We start from the raw sequence: 4,221 nt of genomic DNA on the forward strand, positions 1-4,221 counted from the left end.
CTGTAATATGACTAAAACTTGTATAACATCATGAAAAAACTTTTATATATCGGATTTTCGACGCTTATTTTGGGAATACTCACTGTTTCCTGTAATAACGATGATGATTATCAGACCATAGAATCTGTAGATAAGATAAAAATTGACAGTGTAAAGATTATGTATGACACGATGAATGTATTTGCTATTCAGAGTATCAGGACTTATTCTACCTATTCATCAAGCTGTGAAGGCTTCTATGGTTATGATTATATACATAATGACAGCTTATCCCGTACAGTTACCGCCTATAAATACAGAACGAATGGATCATGTGCACAAGGAAACCATATAGGAATGAATCAGATTAATTTCAGACCACAGCAGACAGGTACTTATACTTTTAAATTCTGGAACGGAGATAATAACTGGATTACCAGGACAATTGTTGTACAGTAATGAAATGGATTTATCTCTTAAGCTTATTGATTACCATTCCACTTTTTGGTCAGAAAATTATCTGGCAGGAAGGTCAGAAACTTAATTGGAGCCAATTTAAAAGTAACACAAACAAGAAAGGCAATAATGTTGTGGCCTATACCCATTGTGGATGGGAATATACTGTTGTGACTTCTACTAATCCCAATATTCCGATAAAAATTGAAATTATTACTATTTTCAATGAAGATAAATCCTGGAAAGATCCCAAGCATATTAATGATTATGTGCTGAATCATGAACAGAAACACTTTGATATAGCAGAAATATATGCGAGGAAACTCCGTAAAGAAGTATCTGAAAAGATTAAGACATCGGGAGATTTTAAAAGAAGTTTTCAGGCTCTTTATAATAGGGTCTCCAACGAATATAGGGATTTCCAAATCCTATATGATAAAGATACCCAGCATGGGATTAATGAAGAAAAACAAGCTGAGTATAATGTGGTTATTACAAGAGAATTGGAAAATTTAAAAAACTTTAAAGACATTTGAAATTTCTCAATAAGATTATCCGGGAATTATTAGATCAGAATGCAGATTTATCGGCATTCAATATTGTGCTGCCCGGAAAGCGTCCTATTGTTTTCATCAGACAGATATTGGAAGAAAACAATTATTCAGGTTTTTTGCCCAGTTTTTTTACCATTGAGGAGCTGATTAATGGAATTGCAGATCAGCAGCCTGTTCAGGGGATTTCACTTTGGTTATTTGCTTATGATGTGTATAAGGGTCTTCATCTTATTCCTGATGATGATTTTGCAGAGTTTCTCAAATGGTTTCCTACTTTGCAGAAAGACTGGGATGATATTCTGAAGTTTTCTGAAAGTGGAGATCAGGCTGTGCTGCAGTATATGTTTGACGAGGAGAGGATTAAAGACTGGGCACAAAATTTGGGTGAAGAAGATGTTCCGAGAAAAAAGTTTCTGAATTTCTGGAAGAATATGACCGTCTATTTACCGGTATTAAAACAAAAGCTTAGTGAGAAGAATTGGGCTACTTCAGGAATGATTCATGAGATCGCGAAAGCAAAGATCGAGGGATATGCAAAAGCCACTTCTGACCGGTTTGTTTTTTGTGGATTTAATGCTTTTACACCGGTAGAAGAGAAGCTGGTAAGAAATTTATTGCAATGGGATAAAGCACAATGCTTTTTTCAGGCTGATCATTATTACTTTGATGACGAAAGGCAGGAAGCCGGGAAATTTCTCCGTAATCATAAAACATGGAAAGAATTTAATGAAAGCCGAGCTTTTCAATGGATTGAAGACGATTTCAATCAGCCTAAAAATATGAAAGTATACGAAGTTTCCGGAAATATTACCCAAACAAAAGTACTGCCGGAGATTTTTGAATCTATAGAAAGTGAAACTTACTCTAATACAGCAGTTGTTTTATTGGATGAAAATCTTCTTCCTGCAAGCCTTGACGTCATGCATGCAGTTAAGAATCTTAATATTACAATGGGTTTTCCACTGAAAAATCTATCTTTTTCGAATGCTATAATACAGTTGTTCTATTTGCAGAAACAATTGGAAAAGAATAAATCATCTTACTATTACAGAGATATTTTTCCTATCATAGAAGAATTTCCTACTTCTCCTGAGGATGAACAACTTATCAGTGAATTTAAAGCTAAAATAGAAGAAAGGAATATTGTGTATATTTCCGGTAAGCTGATGAAAGAACTTTTATCCGGTCTTTCTTATTTTAACCTTCTTTTAAAAGCGGATTCTACAGAAGAATATCTGAGAATGTTAATTGAATTTTGCCAGCGCATAAAATGGCTGGAAATAGATGATATTCAATATGAAAATATATCCCATTTTGAAAACTCATTCCGGCTGATAAGAAATCAGATTGCGCCTTATAGTTTTGAGATCAAAATGGAGACGCTTGAAATTCTGATCAATCATTATATTAATTCTGAAAGTATTGATTTCCAGGGGGAGCCCTTAAGAGGGCTGCAAATAATGGGATTGCTTGAAACCAGGCTGCTTAATTTTGATAATGTAATCCTGCTTTCCGTAAATGAAGGAAAGCTTCCTTTGGGAAACTCTCAAAATACTTATATTCCTTTTGATATAAGGAAATTTTTCAACCTTCATACTTTCCTCGAAAATGACAGTATCTATGCCTATCATTTTTATAGGCTGATTCAGGATTCTAAGAATGTTCACTTATTATTTAATGCTTTAAGTTCCGGAGTGAATACAGGAGAGAAGAGTAGGTTCATCACCCAAATTGAAATGGAAAGCAATCACCCTATAGAATATTTCATTATTGAGAATTCTTCAGAGCCAATTCTAAGTGAACCTGTAGAAATTTTGAAGACTCCGATTGTTTTGGAAAGACTCCAGAAATGGAAATCCAAGGTATCTGCTTCCCACCTGACAAGTTATCTTTATAATCCCATAGATTTTTATCTGTCCAAGATTCTCAATACCTCTGAAACTGATGAAATAGAAGAAGAATTATCGGTAAGAAATTATGGGAATTTGGTTCATTATACACTTCAAGAAATATATGAAGTACTTAAGTTTAAAGTTTTAAAAAATAGTGATTTAGAAAAATCAATTAAAGCTATAGATGAATATATGAATGTAGCGATTGAAAAATTAAAGCATCAGCCGGAATTCTATGAAAAAGGAATGAATTATGTACATAAGGCTATAGCTAAAAAAGTAGTTGAAAGTATTTTGAACTATGATCTTGATCTGGTAAAAAAAGGGAATAAACTAGAAATTCTCGACATAGAAAAAAGGTTTGAGAATGTTGATTTTTATCTTGATGAAAATACGATGGATAAAATTTCTTTTTTTGGATTTATCGACAGGATAGACCGTTTGAACGGCACGCTTAGGATCATAGACTATAAGACAGCTAAAATCAAAAATCTCAATGTAAAGATAGATCAGGATAATGTAGAAGGATATTTTCATAACAGTGATAGAAAGCAGGCATTGCAGCTTTGTATTTATCAGTATGTTGTACAGAACCTTCCGGAGTTCTGGGGACTTCCTATTGAAACCGGAATATGGAGCTTCGCAGAAGCCAGGAAAGGAGTGGTTCCTTTACAGTTTGAAAAAGGAGGAATAGAAGAAGCTATGACCTCCATCAAAAACCTTATCAATGAAATCCTGAATCCGGATTTACCTTTTACGGAAAATAAAAAATCATATGCAAATTAATAAAAATGCATCCCCAAAGGAGATGCACTCTTTGATATGAGAAGCTATATGAAAGTGTTTTTTATAATTTGACTTTTTTGCCAATGATCTTCCCATTTGCTAAAATAACCTGAACCATATAAACTCCTGAATCTAAACTTCTTGACTCAAATTGAGTCTGTTTTACTTCTTGATTTTGTATCAGGTTTCCGGAAATACTGTAAATAGATACAGACTTAATATCACTACCGGATTTTATAATGACTTGTCTATTTTGAGTATATATATCAGGATTGGTATTTTGATTGTCAGGAGTACTTATTAATTTGTTAAACTGTAAGTTGTAATACTGAGTAGCAACTTCAAATGTATAGCTATTGTTCTCCATATTATTTAAATTAATTCCTCCTTCTTTGGAATATTCTTCTTGGGAAACTGTCTTTATCAGATTCTTATTCTCATCAAAAATATATATGGCAAGGAGTTCATCCTCTTTTACTCTAAGGGAAAGAATATGATTACTTTCAGCTTTTACAATTTCTTTTTCTTCAATTACTCGTGGAGTGTTTTTAATA

4 protein-coding genes are annotated in these 4,221 nt (G+C 33.2%); 3 read left to right on the top strand and 1 reads right to left on the bottom strand.

Features of this window, described 5'->3' with window-relative positions:
* Positions 1 to 30: 30 nt before the first annotated feature.
* From Q0A18_RS10460 to Q0A18_RS10470, 3 genes are read left to right on the top strand one after another with little or no spacing between them, the layout of a single operon-like run.
* Entirely contained in the window at positions 31 to 438 is a 408-nt protein-coding gene (locus Q0A18_RS10460; RefSeq protein ID WP_292010094.1) for a hypothetical protein, read from the top strand.
* Entirely contained in the window at positions 438 to 971 is a 534-nt protein-coding gene (locus Q0A18_RS10465) for a DUF922 domain-containing protein (protein WP_292010095.1), read from the top strand. Before Q0A18_RS10460 ends, Q0A18_RS10465 begins: the two co-directional genes overlap by 1 nt.
* Positions 968 to 3,667: a PD-(D/E)XK nuclease family protein gene (locus Q0A18_RS10470; RefSeq protein ID WP_292010096.1), complete on the top strand. Its 2,700-nt coding sequence runs from the start codon at positions 968 to 970 to the stop codon at positions 3,665 to 3,667. Before Q0A18_RS10465 ends, Q0A18_RS10470 begins: the two co-directional genes overlap by 4 nt.
* 61 nt (positions 3,668 to 3,728) lie before the next feature.
* Here Q0A18_RS10470 and Q0A18_RS10475 read toward each other — a convergent pair.
* Positions 3,729 to 4,221: T9SS type A sorting domain-containing protein (locus Q0A18_RS10475; protein ID WP_292010097.1), on the bottom strand; the 493-nt coding region annotated here is incomplete at its 5' end.

The organism is Chryseobacterium sp., assembly GCF_022712095.1.
GTDB lineage: Bacteria > Bacteroidota > Bacteroidia > Flavobacteriales > Weeksellaceae > Chryseobacterium.

What these genes read in the sequence shown, in the direction of transcription:
- Q0A18_RS10460 (WP_292010094.1), top strand. Translation starts at nt 31, where the DNA reads ATGAAAAAACTTTTATATATCGGATTTTCGACGCTTATTTTGGGAATA.
- Q0A18_RS10465 (WP_292010095.1), top strand. Translation starts at nt 438, where the DNA reads ATGAAATGGATTTATCTCTTAAGCTTATTGATTACCATTCCACTTTTT.